The following is a 16,666-nucleotide window of genomic DNA, read 5'->3' as shown; positions in this document are numbered from 1 at the left end:
GAACCATCAAAGTCGTGGATAGCCCCGCCCAAATCGTGGATAGAACCGTCAAAATGATGGATAGCCCCACCCAAATCGTGGAGAAAACAGCCAAAGCGACCAATTATGAAACAATATATGTGGATTGTACCCTCTACTACAGCAAGCTGGACTTTTCTAATGAATCTAGAATACGGTGCAATGATCTCTCTATTAATAGTAGGAGCTGTTTTAATAGCAATCATTTAATTTTCGATTATTTTAAATGCATCATTTGACAAAGGGTATTATAGCAACAATCCGAGTTATGATGTATTCATAAAATGACTGAGAATTCATTTTATGCTACACTTTTTTTACAAAGGGGGAGAAAGGATGTTTAAACGAGAGAAAAGTATAGAAATTCAACAAAATCGTGATGTGCAATGTGCTCACGGGAAAGTGGCAGTTCAGGGGATTGGCATGAGTGTTTATAGCTTTTTTGTGGATGGGTTATTAATTGATACAGGCTCATACTCACTTTCGCAGGAGTTCCAATCCTTTTTTAACGAATTACCGATGGAACAATTGGCGCTCACTCATTCTCACGAGGATCATTCAGGAAATGCAGCATGGATTCAGCAGTATAAGGAAGTACCTATTTATATTCACCGTGATTCGGTGAGCCTTTGTGCACAGGATGGGGCGTATCCTTTTTACCGACAGGCATTATGGGATGAGCGACCAGCGTTTATTGCACAACCGTTAGGCGATACATTACAAACGAAATCAGCTACTTGGGATGTTATTGAAACGCCAGGACATACGACCGATCATGTATCATTTTATAATCGAGAAACAGGCGCTATGTTTACAGGTGATTTGTATATACAGACGAAAACTAAGGTTGTCCTTGATGAAGAAAATATCGTACATACCTTAGCGTCTTTAAAGAAAATATTAAACTATGATTTCGAAGAAGTTTATTGCTGTCATGCGGGTTTTTTAGCGGATGGTAGAGCGAAAATACAAGAAAAAATTGCGTATTTAGAAGAAATGGAGAGCAGTATAAGGCAATTATTTGATATAGGTTATTCGGTAGAAGAAATGACAAAATCAATCTTTTCTCGTGACTACCCGATTACAAAAGTATCAGGAGAACAGTGGTCTTCCAAGCATATTATTACCGCTTTTATAAATCAATTTACGCAAGAGTCCTTAAAATAAGGGCTCTTTTGTTTCGTGATAATAAAGTCGTTTAAATCATAATATAATTGTTTTAAAAATAATAAAGTCGTTTAAAATTAAGGGAGGTCTGAAATTGTCCATCGAGAAAATCCTATCGATTGTGGCCGTATTGTTCTTTTTGAGTTATTTCATTTTTTTTCTCATACTTCACTTTAAGAAAACAGGCTATCATCCTATTCGACATGCTGTAAGTGATTACGGTGTAGGTGCTACAAAAAATTTATTTTTAATTTACGCTTGGTTAAGCAATTTAGGGGCATTATCACTTTCTATCGTGTTGTTGAATGTAAAAGATCGCTTCTCCATATCCGCGTCCATTCCGATTTTAATCATTCTAATGGTCATCTCACGTATCCTCATGTTATTCTTTCCAACTGACCTAGAAGGAGAAAAACTTACGGTTCGGGGAAAACTCCATTACTTATTTGCTATTCTTGCGTTCGCTTTTTCCTATATGGTCATTGATCGTGGAGGAAGTCATTTGAAATTATTGGAAGGCTTTAAAAATCTAGATCCATTTTTTTACATCATAACCATGATTTCTTCTATCTCGCTTGGGGCTGTTATTGTAACGATGTTCAAGCCGTTGCGATTTATCTTTGGGATTTGTGAGCGAGTGTTCTTGTTGTCAATCAACATTTGGTTTATTGTCGTAAGCATCTGGTTCGTTTACCTTCTATGATAAATGAATGTATTGGTAGAAGGTTTTTAACAATTAAACAAACGCGCGTGATTGTTGCATAATGATTGGGTTTTTAAACGACTTTATTGTTATTTCTAGGAGTTCTTATTCAGTAATTGTTCAAAGGATTAAAAAATCTTTACTTTTACACCGTCCACATTTACGGACGGTGTAATGCATTTTTCTACTTTAAGATTAAACATCTATATTATCATTACATATCTTTTTTTGCTTAAAAATCGACGAAAGTAGAAAGTGAAGTAAGAATACTTGAGGATGTATAATAAAAAACTTTGTGAAAAAATGTGGAGAAAATGTGACGAAACTAGGTGGAATAATGGATGCGCTTACATTAGTTTGTGAAAAATTTCTCATTTACATAAGAAAAATACTATGTGAAAAGTTGAACAGGTTAAATGCCGGTAATTGTACATTTATTGAGAGGCTAATGGATGTTAAGATTATATTAAAATAATTGATTGTGAAGTTAATAACTTGACGCAAAAGTTGTATGGGCGATTAAAAATGGCGCTATTTCGAAGAATAAATAAAATTGACAGAAAATTCGTTGACTTTACTTTCACAAAGTATTATGATTCTGAAATATATAATAATTCGAAAAGAAAAGGATGGGATTGAATGGACATTATGAAAAAGGCTTTAGAAATGCACGAGTATTATAGTGGGAAATTAGAGGTGATTTCTAAAGTACCTGTGCAAGATTCATATGATCTAAGTCTTGCGTATTCACCGGGGGTAGCTGCGCCTTGCATAGAAATTGAAAGAAATCCATCACTTGTTTACGACTATACAATGAAGGGGAATATGGTGGCGGTTGTTTCAGATGGTACTGCGGTATTAGGATTAGGAGATATCGGTCCGAAGGCGGCATTACCGGTTATGGAGGGAAAGGCCATTTTATTAAAGCGCTTTGCTAATGTTGATGCTTTTCCTATTTGCTTAGATACGAAGAGTACGGATGAAATCGTCAGCATTGTGAAGGCACTTGCTCCAACTTTTGGTGCTGTAAACTTAGAGGATATTTCAGCGCCAAGATGCTTTGAAATTGAAGATCGTCTGCGCCAAGAATGTGATATTCCTGTATTTCATGACGACCAGCATGGGACAGCGATTGTAGTAGGTGCAGGGATGATTAATGCCAATCGTATTGTGAAGAAAGATGTGGCAACGATGAAGGTTGTGATTAATGGTGCAGGTGCAGCGGGTATTGCTATTTTGCGTATACTTGTACAAATGGGCTATAAAAATATTTATATGTGCGATACAAAGGGACTCATCTATGAGGGTCGCGCTGAAGGTATGAATCCAATTAAAGAAACGGTTGCCCATTTAACAAATCCCGAAAAAATACATGGTACATTGGAGGATGCCATTAAAGGGGCTGATGTCTTTATCGGCGTATCGGTTGCCAATTTATTAACAGAAGCACATATCGCTTCAATGAATGAAGATCCGGTCGTGTTTGCACTAGCGAATCCAAATCCTGAAATTACGTATGAAAACGCCAAGGCATGGGGTGTGCGTATTATGGGGACAGGACGTTCAGATTATCCAAACCAAATTAACAATGTACTTGCTTTCCCTGGTATTTTCCGTGGGGCATTGGATGTCCGAGCAACAGATATTAATGAAGCGATGAAGATAGCCGCAGTGGAAGCGATAGCCGCTCTTGTAAGTGATGAGGAATTAACCGAGGAATATATTGTACCGAAATCATTAGATGAGCGGGTTGTTGAAATTGTTTCGCAAGCTGTAGGTGGTGCAGCTGTTGAGTCAGGTGTGTCGGAGCTATTCCAACAAAATACAGTGCTTTCAGTTTAATATTTACTTATACAGGTGAACCTAAAAAAGTCTCCCGCTCTCAAAGAGAGGGGAGCTTTTTTTACATCATTCCGATGAAAATGCCGAAAATTAAAAAGAGAACAATCATAAGAATAATGAATAGTATTACGAAAATAATGGTTGGAATTAATAGTGTTAAGAAGGCCATCCAATTTGGTATTTGATGTGCCTCTGCAACAATTCCTACTGTAATAACGACGGACCAAATAACAACCACAATGGTTAATAAAATTGCTAGCCAAAAAAACCAAGGGTAAGATCCGGTGTAATCAGAATTCATTAAAGACTCAGGTGATGTAAATAACCAAATTAAATAAAAAGGAATAAGTACTATAAATGGGATAGCAGTTAAACTTAGCCCTTTGAATAAGTCTGAGTACGTGCCTGTTCCTTTAAAAAGTTTACCGAACAGCCAAGTGATTAGTGCAGAAAAAGCCGTACCAATTATCCCTGAAATCGGTGCTGCAATAACACAAAAAATGACGATAAACCAAGGAGACCAGTCTGACAAAAATGTACTATCAATAAGGTCTGAAAGTGTAACACCTAGATAACCAATTGACATGAGAAGAATTGCAAAACCTATTGATTTTTCTTCTATCATGTAACGGGTTGTTTGCTTCGGATGTAACCAAATAGACAAAAATGGATTAACCTTTGGCCTTTCTTGTGATGTTTCATTATAGTTATCCATCAAATTACCTCCAAAATAATAGTAAAAATTTATGCGTATAATAAGTATACGGAATGACCCAATGAAATGTTTCAAAAAAAATCATCTTAGTAACAAAAAGAGCCGCAAGAAAGCGACTCTTTTGATTACTCGTATCTAGTCAGACATAGCAAATTGATAGAATGGATTTTTTATTCAGCTAACATAATTTTTTCAAGCTCTAATGGTTCTATGTATTGTTCGCCTTTGTAAGCGCGCATATTACCACCTGAAATTTCATCAATTAATAAAATTTCATTTGTTTGAGCATCTCGGCCAAATTCTAATTTAATATCGTAAAGGGTTAACCCTTTTTTGGCAAGTTCTGCAGCAACAAATTTAGCAATTTCAATTGTACGTTGTTTTAAAATTGCATATTCTTCGTGTGTTAATAGGTCTAACATTGCTAAAGCATCTTCAGAAATAGGAGGATCTAGTCGATCATCATCTTTGATGGTAACTTCTACGAAAGAATCTAAGTCTTGTCCCTCTTTCACGTAAGCACCATAGCGACGTAAGAAAGATCCTACGGCCTTGAAGCGGCAAATGACCTCTAAACCTTTACCGAAAACAGTTGCAGGTTTTACCGTCATAGTTGCATCGTTGAAGTTTGCATCAACATAGTGAGTAGGAACACCTTGTTCGTTTAGTTTTGAGTAGAAATAAGAAGTTAAGCGAAGACCAGCCAAACCAGCACCGTCGATTGTTAAACCAACCGTATTAGCACCTGGGTCGAATACGCCGTTTTCACCAGTTACATCATCTTTAAATTTTAATAAGTAATGACCATCTTCTAACTTGAACACATTTTTCGTTTTACCTGTATACAATAATTCCACAAAAAACCCTCCAATATGTTGTAGTACTTCATTATTATAACACGAATGTTTTAATTGTTTAATAGTAAAATTGTTCGTTTTATTATAATTTTTATGTGTGTTTTAACTCTTTTTTTATTAAAAAATAAGATGATAACGAATATTCGTTATCATCTTAAGGTGAATTGAAGTTGTTAATATACGCCTTCTGCTAGCATACCATCAGCAACTTTTACGAAGCCAGCGATGTTCGCGCCAACTACAAGGTTCCCAGGGTAACCATATTTTTCAGCAGCCGCTTTACTATCTGCGTAAATATTTTTCATAATTTCGTGTAATTTAGCATCTACTTTTTCAAATGACCAGAATACGCGACTAGAATCTTGCGCCATTTCAAGAGCAGATACAGCAACACCTCCGGCATTAGCCGCTTTTGCAGGACCGAATAATACGCCCGCATTTAAGAATTCGTTAATTGCTTCTAAATCTGATGGCATGTTTGCACCTTCACCAATAGCTTTTACGCCGTTTTCAATTAAAGTACGAGCCGAATCGCCATTAATTTCATTTTGAGTAGCACATGGAAGCGCGATGTCACAAGGGATCGTCCAGATACCCGTGCAGCCTTCAGTAAATGTAGCATTTGGACGATAGTTTAAGTAAGTGGAGATACGATCACCTTTTACTTCTTTAATTTCTTTAATTGCATCAAGGTCTAAACCTTCTGGATCGTAAATATAGCCTGAAGAGTCTGAGCAAGCAACAACTTTTGCACCATAGGCCTGTGCTTTTTCAATTGCATAAGTTGAAACGTTACCAGAGCCAGAAACTACAACTGTTTTACCCTCGAATGAATCGTTGGCATCTTTTAGCATTTCATTTACAAAATAAACAGTACCATACCCAGTTGCCTCTTTACGAGCTAAAGAGCCACCATAGCCAGGAATTTTACCAGTTAATACACCAGATTCGCTTGCTTTTGTTACACGCTTATATTGGCCCCATAAATAGCCGACTTCACGAGCACCAACACCGATATCACCTGCTGGAACATCGACATCTGGACCAATATGGCGGTATAATTCAGTCATGAATGCTTGACAGAAACGCATGATTTCTGAATCTGACTTACCTTTAGGATCGAAGTTTGAACCACCTTTACCACCACCGATTGGTTGGCCTGTTAAAGCATTTTTAAAGATTTGTTCAAAGCCTAAGAATTTGATAATTGATTCATTTACGGAAGGATGGAAGCGAAGACCGCCTTTGTATGGCCCCATTACGTTACTGTATTGCACACGGTAACCACGGTTTACTTGAACTTGATTGTTATCATCTTGCCAAGCAACACGGAAGGAAATAATTCGATCTGGCTCAACGATACGAGATAAGATATTGGCTTTTATATATTCAGGGTGTTGTGCAAATACAGGCACTAATGAAATGAAAACTTCCTCTGCTGCTTGTAAGAACTCCGCTTGATAGCTATTTTGTTTTTTTAGTTGCTCGAATACGCCATCAACGTATTCTTTTGCTAATTGTTCGTTGCTAACAGTTGTAGTTGTCATAGTAAAAAACCTCCAGATATTTGATATTTGTATCGTATATCTATTTTTCGCACTATTCAATAAAATACTTTTTTAAACAGTCTAAAGTTTGTGAAAAATTGAACAAGTGGAGTTAGGGAAATATTATATTGAAATAATAATGATGTGGTTGATCTATCTAATTATGAGAAAGGAATGATGCTTTATTGTGAAGGTTTTAATTGACGCTGATGCTTGTCCAGTCGTGGATTTGGCACTATCTATATCATCTGAGTTTGAGATTGAAACAATCTTGTTTTGCGATACATCCCACCGTGTTGAACGTGATAATGTAATAACAATTATTGTTCCTAAGGGTCCAGATTCGGTTGATTTTACGCTAGTGAATGCGCTTTCAAAGCATGATATTGTCATTACACAGGATTACGGATTAGCAGCTATGGTTTTGGCAAGGGGAGGATATCCAATCGATCAAAATGGACGAGAGATGTCCAATGAAAATATCGAACGTTTGCTCGATATGCGCCATGTAGGACAAAAAATTAGACGTGCTGGTGGACGTACGAGAGGACCAAAAAAACGAACACAAGAAAACAATATTTCGTTCGAATTGAAATTTCGACAAATTTGTGAACGAGCAATTTTAGCTCAAAAAAATGGAGGAATCTAAAGGTGAAAGATGAACTAAAACACGAACTATTTAATCGATTTCCGAGATTAGAAGAGCTAGCAAATCATGATACTGTGCTTTGGGAAAATACAAATCGAAAAAAAAGGGGGGAAACCAATCTTTTTTCAATGGAAGAGGTTGAGGAGGCAGAAGAAACACTTAAACGCTTTTCTTCCTATTTGACTGTAGCATTTCCTGAGCTTCTGGAAAATAAAGGACTTATTGAATCATCTATACAAGACATATCTTTGATAAAGAAAGCTCTTGAAAAGGAATTTGATGTTTTAATACCAGGTCAATTGATCTTAAAATGTGATCATACATTGCCAATTTCAGGCTCTATTAAAGCTCGTGGTGGTATTTTTGAAGTATTAAGGCATGCAGAGCGGCTTGCGATCGCTAGTGGCAAACTAACAAAAGAGGACAATTATGCGGTGTTGGCAACAAAGGATTTTCAATCATTCTTCCAGCAATACACAATTGCCGTAGGTTCGACAGGTAATCTAGGATTAAGTATCGGCATTATGGGCAAAAAACTCGGCTTTAATGTCGTTGTACATATGTCGAGTGATGCAAAAGAGTGGAAAAAAGCATTGCTGCGTGAAAAAGGTGCGACAGTTATTGAATATGAAGCTGATTATAGCGTTGCAGTAGAACAAGGGCGTCGAGAAGCTGAACAAGACCCTATGTGCCATTTTATTGATGATGAGAATTCGAAGGACTTATTTGCTGGCTATGCAGTGGTGGCGAAGCGTTTAAAAGCACAGTTTGAAAAGACGAATATTACTGTGGATGAAGCCCATCCATTGTTCGTGTATTTGCCGTGTGGTGTAGGTGGTGGACCAGGCGGTGTTGCATACGGCATACGTGAAATTTTTGGAGAACATGCCCATATCTTCTTCGCTGAGCCCGTAGCCTCCCCTTGTATGACAATTGGCTTAATGACAGGTTTACATGACGCCATCAGTGTAGAAGATATTGGTCTTGATAATAAAACGGAAGCAGACGGCCTTGCTGTAGGTCGTGCATCGAAATTTGTTGGCAAGGTGATGGAAACATATATTAGTGGCTGCTACACAGTAAAAGATGAGGAATTATTTAAATCACTAGCATTAGCTATGGAGGTAGAAGGATTATTTTTAGAACCATCTGCGCATGCAGGGATGTTTGGACCGATACAGTTAATGAAAAATGGACAAAGTTATTTAGAAAAGCATGATTTAGTTGATAAGATGGAGCAAGCTACCCATCTTGTATGGGCAACAGGTGGAAGAATGGTGCCGGTGGAAATGCGTGAGGAATACATGGCAAAGGTGAGGCAAGTAGCAAGAATTAATGATTAAGGTAGTTAGTTAATGAAAAAACGCAAGAATGCTATTTGGAATCAACATTCTTGCGTTTATTACTTTTAAAAATTTGATCGCAAATTTATTCAAAACATCACATCGTGTTTTATTTCAAATATTTATTCATTAGAAGGTGTGTAGTATTTTGCGCTTACAAATGTTGTAAAAAAGGCTTGGGGAAGTAAAACGGCAATTGCCAATCAAGAAACCCTTTGTTGATTTGTTGGTGATGTGTTAATCTATTCATCAGACAGATACGCTCCTTTGGTGGATGGTTGTGTGAGAGCTTTCATTTTAACTAAAAGAGTGGATTCTGTCTTTTTATTTTGTTTAATGGAAATTATTAGAAGTGTTTTTGCTCATTTAGAGTTATTTATATAAATAGTCCAACGCTTGATAATCTTGCTGATAGCGTCCACCGTCCGCTACTTCAGCGTGATATAGAGCTTTTAAAGCATAATTTTTTTGCAAATCCATTTCGGACATTAACTCTTTTAGGCGATCATGTAATTCACGGTTTTCTTTCACAAGTTGCTGCATTTGTGGTTTAAAATATTTCAAACTGTCTAACTACTCAATTTATAACGTGCTTAATAGTATAACACTTTTAGCTTTAGAAAATGCACTCATATTCATAATTCTGGCTGTAAAAGGTTATTCAGGCGATCATGCCGTGAAGTATTTACCTAAATTGCAATTTTACTTAGGTGTATCGTGCTCTTACACAGTCCGACTTTTTCAAATCAGTCAGTGGGGGAGAGAGCCTCATTTGAAGTTTAGGGCTATCCGATATTAAGAATAAAGAGCGCGTGTCATAGCATCTAAATAATTCTGACTAGCTCGTTGACTTACTTTCGCATCTGGCACAAAGACTTCAAAGCAATGGAAGCTACCAGGGTAGAGTTGGAATTCAACATCTACTCCTGCTTGGGCAAGACGTGTCACGTAATCAATGGTTTCATCTCGGAATAAATCGAGTTGACCTATACATGTATAAGTTGGAGGTAATCCTGCTAAGTTATCTGTTCTTGAAGGGACCGCATACGGAGATAGCTCATGGGTGTCCTTTTCCTCACCTAAGTACATACCCCAAGCGGTCAAATTATTAGTTCTACTCCATATTGCATGATCCTCGGTAATCTCGTAGCTGGAAGGTGTTTCATTTCGGTTATCAAGCATTGGATACAGTGGCATCTGGAATATAATTGAGGGTCCTCCTTTATCGCGAGCCATTAATGCTAGAGCTGCTGTTAGCCCTCCGCCACCACTTGCGCCTGCAATCGCTACCCGTTTGACATCGATGCCAAGGGATGGTGCCTCGTTTGTCATCCATACTAACCCTGCATAACAATCTTCTATAGCCGCCGGGTAAGGATGCTCAGGAGCAAGTCGATAATCAACCGAAACGACAACGCAATTAGCAGTCTGAACAAAGCGTTCACATAAAATATCATCCATATCAGGGTGTCCCATAACGAAACCACCGCCATGAATCCAAAGCATCGCTGGAAGTTGATTAATATTTCGTTCAACTGGTTCATAAATTTTAACCAACATCTCGTTTCCATCACCTCTGGGAATCATACGATTTGATGTGTGTACAAGTTCTGACTTCTCCGAAGGTGGGTTGGACAAGAGACTTCGACTCCACTCTAAATCTTTCTCCAACCGAAAGCCTGGAAATTGGGAGTAAGTCTGTCTTAATTCTGGCAAGACTCGGTTATTGATCGTCATATAAATTCCTCCTGTTAAATAATGATATCTTAAAGAAATGGGTGTCCTTCTAGTGCCATTTCCTTCTCCCATTTGGCAACTTCCTCACGTACAAGAGGAGCAACTTTTGTTCCGAGCAATTCTATAGCTTGCATAACTTGATCATGCGGCATCGTACTTAATGGTACGTACATCATAAAACGTGTAATCCCTACGTGTTTACGAAGATGTATGATTTTTTCAGCAACTGTATCCGGATCACCTACATATAAAGCCCCTTCCAAACTTCGTGCAGCATCATAGCTAGAGCGATCATAATATCGCCAACCCCGTTCTTTACCCAATTTATTCATGCCCGCCTTTGTTGATGGGAAAAACGTATTCGCTGCCCACTCAGTATTCGGGCCAACAAAACCTATTGAATGAGATCCCACCTGAAGTTTTGATAAATCATGCCCTGCTTGAGCAGCTGCCTTTTTATAGAGCTGTACGATAGGTGCAAACTGCATTGGATTGCCACCAATGATTGCTAGCATAAGTGGTAATCCTAAAAGTCCTGCACGGATGGCAGATTGTTGATTTCCTCCACTACCAACCCATATTGGTATGGAGTTTTGAATAGGTCTTGGATACACACCTAAATTATTGATTGCTGGTCGATGTCTACCTTCCCATACTACTTTTTCTGACTCTCGAATTTTGAGGAGTAAGTCCAAATGTTCCTCAAATAGTTCATCATAATCATTTAAATTGTAGCCAAACAAGGGGAAGGATTCGATAAAGGAACCACGACCTGCCATAATCTCAGCACGCCCATTTGATAGTCCGTCTAATGTGGAAAAATCCTGAAAGACACGTACAGGATCAGCTGAAGATAGAACTGTTACTGCACTTGTAAGCCGAATCTTTTTTGTTTGTGGAGCTGCAGCAGATAGTACCATTGCTGGAGAGGATGCAGCATAATCTTCTCGATGGTGCTCGCCAACACCAAACACATCCAGCCCCACTTGATCTGCAAGAATGATTTCTTCAACCACTTCACGCAAACGTTGTGCATGACTAATCACTTCACCGCTATGAACATCTGGTTTTGTTTCTACAAAAGAGGTAATTCCTATTTCCATTTGTTATCTCTCCTAATCAAATCTAATATTTTGTAAACCGTTTAGTCGTAACCCAAAAAATAAGAGCAAGTGCACTGATTAAAGCTCCGAGGAAACAAACCCCTTCCCAACCAAAGTGTGCATACATCTGTGTAGAAGCAATTGAGCCGCCAGCACTGCCGATGGAATAAAACATCATATATCCAGCAGTAAGTCGACTCCGTGCCTCTGTACGTAATGGAAGAATCATCGTCTGATTAGTTACATGTACTGCCTGTACGGCCAAATCAAGCAACACAATACCTACAATTAATGCCAATAACGACAGTTCTAGATAGTTGATAAACAACCATGAAATGAGTAATAGAACTAAAGCAATACCTGTTGTTCTTTGTCCGTAACCTCGATCGGCCAGTTTCCCGGCCTGTGCTGCAGCTAGTGCACCAGCTACTCCAACGAGACCAAATGCGCCAATTACACTATGTGAAAGAGCTAATGGTGGCGCACTAAGTGGCAGAACAAGTGAAGTCCACAAAATACTGAAATCAGCAAAAATTAGCATGGCTAGAACTGAGCGGATGCGTAATGTTCTTTCTTGTATAAACAGAGTGAACACGGATTTAATTAGCTGATGATAGGGGAGTGATTTTACTTCACGCTCCACCTTTGGTAACACCTTCAGAAACATACAAACCATTACAAGCATGAGGGCGGCAGAGACTAGATAGACGGAACGCCATCCTGCAAGGTCTGTTAATAGACCAGCGAAGGTTCGAGCAAGCAGAATGCCGATGACGATCCCGCTTGTAACAATACCAACAACACGTCCACGTTCTGTAGGGGAAGCCATAGTTGCTGCAAACGCCACAAGTGTCTGCGTCACAACTGCAAGTAGACCTACTAAGGCCATACCTGTAAAAAGCACCACGCTAAAAGAAGCAGTACTAACTATAAACAAAGCCGTTATGGATAATAGCATCTGTCCGATAATCAAGCGTCGTTGGTTTAGTAAATCTCCAAGAGGCACCAGAAGTAATAAGCCCAACCCATAAAAGATCTGCGTGATGGTAATTACAACACCTATTGTCGAGTGATCAATATTAAATTCATTAGACAATTGATCAAGCAACGGCTGTGCGAAATAAATATTGGCGACAGACATTCCACAGGCTGTTGCGAATAATAAAGTTACAGTTCTAGACATAGAAGGTTGTAGATTCATCACAGATGCATCCACTTCTTGCCTCAGATCATTGTCCACACCATATCCTCCGTTCGTTATTGGATTTTAATTATAACATACCGTTCGGTACAATATAATTATTGGTAAATATATCTTAGTATTGTTTATAATGTCAAGGGTTTATTTGAAATTATTTTACTCCGCATTTACCTAATACAATGGAAATTGACAATAAAAGCAGCTGATTATACAATGTTTACATACTGCTTGGTATTTAAAATTTTAAAGTGACGAACTCAATAACTCTTAAACAATGGAGGTGGATTTTTTATGGCAAGAACCCGTGAATTTGATGAGGAAAAAGTTTTAGAGGCTGCCATGCAGTTATTTTGGGAGAAGGGCTATGAAGCTACTTCTTTAAGTGATCTCACTGCTAGAATGGGGATTCAACGTCCGAGTATTTATTCAACCTTTGGTGATAAGAAGGAACTATTCGAAGCAGCACTTCGTAGATATACGACATCTCGTGCAGCTGATATACGAGCTAGACTTCAAGGTCATACCTCTGTAAAACAGGCATTTGCTATTTTTTTTGAAGAAGTGATTGCTGCTGAATATACGAAAGATCTTAGTAATGGCTGTTTTTGCATCAATACAATGGTTGAACTAGCTCCTCATGATGAGAGATTTGAAATCTTAACGAGAGAACATCAACTTTATCTAGCCGTCATTTTTCAGGAGACAATTGAACGAGGAATCCAATCGGGTGAGTTAGAGGAAGAAACGGATGCAAAGTCTTTAGCACAGGCTCTAATTGTGGCGTTAATTGGATTAACGGTCATGATGAAATCTCAACCACAAAAATCATTTATTGACAATGCAATCGCAACAACTCTCACATTACTTTAATAAATTTTGTAAACTATTAACATCTTTCGAAAAAAGTGAAATCGACGACGCGATTTCACTTTTTTTACTTCTTCTCGTGACTATTTATGTCCCAGCCTCAATATAAAAAGCCATATTGAAAAGTTTGTTTCGGACCCATTGAAACTAAAGGGATTAAAAGGATTAAATTTATGAAATTAACTCAAATAAATAATCAAACCTCCAAATCCATGCATAGATTTGGAGGTTTAAAACTTTATCCCACATTAACTAGCAGTAAAATGTAGGATAACTACTCATATAAGCAAGATTGGTTAAGACAAATCATCGGTGGAGATGAAGAAGATCTCGCTGATTAAAGTTTCACTTTATCGTGGCATTGTTTTCGCGGAGCGGTTAAAAATACTTCTTGTGCTGCCCGTACACCTGCACCTAGCTCAAAGTCATATTCAAAGTCTTGAAGTGCGGCTTCCATTAAAGAAATAGCCTGTAAAATATCACTTGGGAAACAATAGCCCATATGACCGAATCTAAAAATTTTACCCTGCAAATGACCAAGTCCTCCAGCGAAATCTAAATGATATTGCTGTTTTAAATGTGACAAGAAGTCACCGAGTGCAATCCCTTTTGGTGCCATTATCGCTGTAATGGTAGGTGAAGCATGCTCATCAGTAGTGAGAAGGTCAATATTAAGGGCGTTCATGGCATGACGAACCATGTTTTTCATTAGTTCATGACGGGCAATTGTATGTTCAATGCCTCCTTCTTCCTCTATAAGCTTACATACTTCATGGAGTCCATATATAAGTGTGACAGTTGGCGTGTTTGGCGTCATCCCTTTTTCTGCCCAGCTACGATAGCTTAATAAGTTTAAATAATAGGACGGTGTATTATTTTCTTCAATAACGTTCCAAGCTCTATCACTAACGCAGACAAGAGAAAGTCCTGGAGGTAGCATCATAGCTTTTTGAGAACCAGTAACAAGAATATCGATTCCCCAAGCATCCATTTCAGCGGGAGCTCCACCAATGCAACTTACACCATCGACAATACATAATGCATCCGTTTCTTCACGAACAACTTGTGCTAATTCAGCAATTGGGTTTATGATACCAGTCGAAGTTTCATTGTATGTGACAAAAACAGCTTTAATATCCTTCAACGGCTGCAAGAATTCTCGTAGCTCATTAGCTGTGCAAGCTTGTCCCCAATCTTTTTCAAGCTTATGTACATGAAAGCCATATTTCTCACAAATCGAAACGAAATAGTCTCCGAACGCTCCAACAGTGATCACAACAACATTTTCACCAGCAGAAACGGTGTTAACCGCTGCAGCTTCTAAAGCTGCCGTACCACCTGATGGAAGGAGTAAAATATCCTGCTTTGTCCCAAAAACAGGTTTCACTAATTCAATTGTTTCACGGTAAAGCTCTACAAATTCATTGCTTCGATGACTAATAATATCGCGATTCATCGCAAGCTGAACCTTTTTCGGAATTGGCGTAGGTCCTGGATGTCTTAAAATATTTTCATACACAATCATCAAACCCCTTTGTAATTAAAAATTAGAAATTCTAAATTTTCTAACTATAATATAGCATATTTTTTCTGTTATCTAACTTCTTTTTCAAAATTTGATAGGTTAACGTAAGAGAGTAGAAAAATACAACGAATAGTTTCCAATATATGAATATGGTAAGATTTTTAAATAAAGGGGGCTCTGAGTTATGGAATCAATAGTAAATTATCTATTTATCTATTTTTTATTGGAGTCAAATACGGTTTTTGTCTATCGAATTAAAACACATAATTATCTGAACGCATCGGATTTGATGGATTATAGTGAATGGGAGGTATATGAAATACAGCATCATTCCCAATTTAAAACATTCAACCATGAAGAAAGTGAATCAATTGAGGGTTGGGGATTCTATTTAGAGCACGATGAAATATGCAACTTAGTAAAAATTATCAATGATTGTATTCAAAAACACCGTTTTGTCGACCAACGATTAACAACGCAGGCAGTTCATATTGTAAGCTCTGAATCTGCTGCTGGTTCAGTGAGAGTAGCGCTTGCACCACCTAAACATGTGATTGGATTCCCTGATTGCTTCTCAATTGGACCATTGTGGAAGTTAGAGGAGAAAAGAGGTCAAGCCTTCCGAAATGATTGGTTATTTGAAAATATTAACGATGGACAGGAAGATGTTTATCAAAATAAGTTTACAAATACTTTGCGCGAAATAGAAGATATCTCAAATCATGTTCCAATCTATATTTGGTATGGTAATAATGCCGATGAACAATGTGGGCTTCGTTTTTTCCTCTATTTGTTGCGAGATAAATCAAATGAGATTTTTCTTATTAATACAACAGAACATGGTAAGACTAATTGTACGACAAGTCATCTTAGTTCACAGCAATTGGCGCAGCTTTTTTTGAACATAAAAGAAAAAAAGCCATTAACTATCCAGGACCGTTTTATTTTCCAAAATGAGTGGGAAACTTTATCACAAACTAACGATGTTCTGCGCATATGGATTAATAATGAAATAAAAGAGGTACCAGAAAAATATTTTGACCCACTTATTATAGATACGATAGAAAGGCTACATAATGAACAAGCAACAAAAGATTTTATAAAGACCGGAACAGTGATTGCGGAACTCTTACCTTTAATGGACGGGTTTCCAAGTGTCTTCTTTTTAGAATGTAGAATAAGATTATTAGTCTTTAGTGGGGTGCTTGTATTAAAAGGTATTCCTAAGTCCATGAGACACTATAGTGTAAAATTACGTGAATAAGAAAGAAAACCTCTTTACCCTTTAAAAGGCGTATGAAGTGACCCCTAAAAGTTAGACACGGTTATTTCATTAGGCAGCTTGGGTAAAATGAGTTCGGTATTGCACCGGACTCATTTTTAATTTTGCCT

The 16,666-nt window shown here is 37.8% G+C and carries 16 protein-coding genes; 8 read left to right on the top strand and 8 right to left on the bottom strand.

Annotated features, from left to right (window positions below):
- The 4 genes from ACQKN2_RS06010 to ACQKN2_RS05995 all read left to right on the top strand — a co-directional run.
- A partial coding sequence (locus ACQKN2_RS06010; RefSeq protein WP_427414164.1) for a hypothetical protein occupies positions 1–257 on the top strand: 257 nt, incomplete at its 5' end.
- Between the two features lie 97 nt (positions 258–354).
- Positions 355–1,185 carry an MBL fold metallo-hydrolase gene (locus tag ACQKN2_RS06005; protein WP_427414163.1) on the top strand — a complete coding sequence of 277 codons (831 nt, stop codon included), beginning with the start codon at positions 355–357 and terminating at the stop codon, positions 1,183–1,185.
- A gap of 94 nt (positions 1,186–1,279) precedes the next feature.
- Positions 1,280–1,888, top strand: a complete 609-nt coding sequence (locus tag ACQKN2_RS06000) for a DUF998 domain-containing protein (RefSeq protein WP_427414162.1) — start codon at positions 1,280–1,282, stop codon at positions 1,886–1,888.
- A gap of 639 nt (positions 1,889–2,527) precedes the next feature.
- Entirely contained in the window at positions 2,528–3,730 is a 1,203-nt protein-coding gene (locus tag ACQKN2_RS05995; protein ID WP_427414161.1) for an NAD(P)-dependent malic enzyme, read from the top strand.
- Between the two features lie 61 nt (positions 3,731–3,791).
- On the opposite strand, the gene ACQKN2_RS05990 is transcribed toward ACQKN2_RS05995, so the two are convergent.
- The 3 genes from ACQKN2_RS05990 to gdhA all read right to left on the bottom strand — a co-directional run bounded on the left by ACQKN2_RS05990 (position 3,792) and on the right by gdhA (position 6,849).
- On the bottom strand, positions 3,792–4,445 hold the full coding sequence (locus tag ACQKN2_RS05990) for a YIP1 family protein (protein WP_427414160.1): 654 nt from the start codon (positions 4,443–4,445) through the stop codon (positions 3,792–3,794).
- A gap of 170 nt (positions 4,446–4,615) precedes the next feature.
- A complete protein-coding gene (locus ACQKN2_RS05985) occupies positions 4,616–5,302 on the bottom strand; it encodes a phosphoribosylaminoimidazolesuccinocarboxamide synthase (RefSeq protein WP_197144151.1) in 687 nt (228 codons plus the stop codon).
- A 173-nt stretch (positions 5,303–5,475) separates the two neighbouring features.
- Complete coding sequence (gene gdhA / locus ACQKN2_RS05980; RefSeq protein ID WP_427414159.1) at positions 5,476–6,849, bottom strand: NADP-specific glutamate dehydrogenase; 1,374 nt, start codon at positions 6,847–6,849, stop codon at positions 5,476–5,478.
- Between the two features lie 187 nt (positions 6,850–7,036).
- Between gdhA and ACQKN2_RS05975 the strand changes: the two genes are divergently transcribed.
- Entirely contained in the window at positions 7,037–7,498 is a 462-nt protein-coding gene (locus ACQKN2_RS05975; protein ID WP_323646551.1) for a YaiI/YqxD family protein, read from the top strand.
- A gap of 2 nt (positions 7,499–7,500) precedes the next feature.
- Positions 7,501–8,841, top strand: a complete 1,341-nt coding sequence (locus ACQKN2_RS05970; protein ID WP_427414158.1) for a D-serine ammonia-lyase — start codon at positions 7,501–7,503, stop codon at positions 8,839–8,841.
- A gap of 372 nt (positions 8,842–9,213) precedes the next feature.
- On the opposite strand, the gene ACQKN2_RS05965 is transcribed toward ACQKN2_RS05970, so the two are convergent.
- From ACQKN2_RS05965 to ACQKN2_RS05950, 4 genes are all read right to left on the bottom strand, one after another.
- Entirely contained in the window at positions 9,214–9,405 is a 192-nt protein-coding gene (locus ACQKN2_RS05965; RefSeq protein ID WP_049666523.1) for a hypothetical protein, read from the bottom strand.
- 231 nt (positions 9,406–9,636) lie between these two features.
- Positions 9,637–10,578, bottom strand: a complete 942-nt coding sequence (locus tag ACQKN2_RS05960) for an alpha/beta hydrolase (RefSeq protein WP_427414157.1) — start codon at positions 10,576–10,578, stop codon at positions 9,637–9,639.
- Between the two features lie 29 nt (positions 10,579–10,607).
- Complete coding sequence (locus ACQKN2_RS05955) at positions 10,608–11,681, bottom strand: LLM class flavin-dependent oxidoreductase (protein ID WP_427414156.1); 1,074 nt, start codon at positions 11,679–11,681, stop codon at positions 10,608–10,610.
- A 22-nt stretch (positions 11,682–11,703) separates the two neighbouring features.
- Entirely contained in the window at positions 11,704–12,882 is a 1,179-nt protein-coding gene (locus tag ACQKN2_RS05950; RefSeq protein ID WP_427414326.1) for an MFS transporter, read from the bottom strand.
- 291 nt (positions 12,883–13,173) lie between these two features.
- On the opposite strand from ACQKN2_RS05950, the gene ACQKN2_RS05945 reads away from it, so the two are divergent.
- Positions 13,174–13,752: a TetR/AcrR family transcriptional regulator gene (locus ACQKN2_RS05945; protein ID WP_427414155.1), complete on the top strand. Its 579-nt coding sequence runs from the start codon at positions 13,174–13,176 to the stop codon at positions 13,750–13,752.
- A 334-nt stretch (positions 13,753–14,086) separates the two neighbouring features.
- On the opposite strand, the gene ACQKN2_RS05940 is transcribed toward ACQKN2_RS05945, so the two are convergent.
- Complete coding sequence (locus ACQKN2_RS05940) at positions 14,087–15,268, bottom strand: pyridoxal-phosphate-dependent aminotransferase family protein (RefSeq protein WP_427414154.1); 1,182 nt, start codon at positions 15,266–15,268, stop codon at positions 14,087–14,089.
- 190 nt (positions 15,269–15,458) lie between these two features.
- On the opposite strand from ACQKN2_RS05940, the gene ACQKN2_RS05935 reads away from it, so the two are divergent.
- Positions 15,459–16,538: a DUF1835 domain-containing protein gene (locus ACQKN2_RS05935; protein WP_427414153.1), complete on the top strand. Its 1,080-nt coding sequence runs from the start codon at positions 15,459–15,461 to the stop codon at positions 16,536–16,538.
- Positions 16,539–16,666 lie beyond the last annotated feature (128 nt).

It is taken from the genome of Lysinibacillus sp. NPDC093688 (assembly GCF_050280145.1).
Lineage (GTDB): Bacteria > Bacillota > Bacilli > Bacillales_A > Planococcaceae > Lysinibacillus > Lysinibacillus xylanilyticus_B.
The sequence above is the reverse complement of the archived record's forward strand: the minus strand, read 5'-3'. Positions and strand labels throughout refer to the sequence as shown.